The 868-nt window shown below is 62.9% G+C and carries 1 protein-coding gene; it reads left to right on the forward strand.

All coding sequences use genetic code 11. From position 1 onward, the window contains the following. Positions 1 to 868: hypothetical protein (locus LRG07_RS13730; RefSeq protein ID WP_238642759.1), on the forward strand; the 868-nt coding region annotated here is incomplete at both ends.

The raw sequence follows: 868 nt of genomic DNA on the forward strand, positions 1-868 counted from the left end.
ACTTCGGCCGTCCGACGACGCAGAACATCCACGAGGTGCAGCTGGAAGTGGACGGGGGCACTGCCAACCTTGACGCCCAGAACATGAGCGGTGTCGAGCAGTTCACCTACACCGACAGCGACGAGAACCTGATCGTGGAGAACATCTTCGGTCAGCCGGATACCCAAACGCACCGTCTGCAAAACATCCAGCCAAACAGCGACTATACCGCGCTCTACGACTCCGGCTTCGACCGTGACGTGGGCACGCTGGTGCTGACCATCGGCTCGGATGCCACGCCGGAGCTCGGCGAGGACGACGCGGAGAACAACATCCGTATCAACGAGGTCTCGTTCCAGGTCCGGGAAGTCGGCGCCGAGGAGTACGAGGAGGTCGTGCTCTCGACTCAGGCGATCCAGGACGCGGACACCTACGCCGATCTGCGTGAGGCCATCGATCAGGCGGCCACCGACGCTGGTTGGGACGAGATCGACGTCGACCTGCGCGAAAACCAGTCCGCCGAGACTCAGCAGTCTGCGCCGTATCAGATCACGCTCAGCGGCGAGAACCTGGACTTCCAAGAGGGCCGTTGGGACGCTGATCTGGACGTGCCGGGTGACTCGGACACGGTCACGCGTCAGAGCGTCGACCTTGATCGCGAGGGCATGATCATCTCCAACGTCGAGCTGGAGTCGGTCGGCAGTACCTCGCAGGGGTCTGAGGTGAACATCGCCGCGAACGACGGCTCCTATCGCGGTGTGGATCGCTTCGAGGTGGAGACTGAGGGCTTCGTCAACCTCGAGAGCCTGATGTCGCGGACCAATAACTCTGAGGGCACGGGTGACGATGCCCCGCACTACCTCCAGGAGGTGGAGCTCACCGGCGAGGG

This window comes from Halorhodospira sp. 9622, assembly GCF_022228025.1.
GTDB classification, from domain to species: Bacteria; Pseudomonadota; Gammaproteobacteria; order Nitrococcales; family Halorhodospiraceae; genus Halorhodospira; species Halorhodospira halophila_A.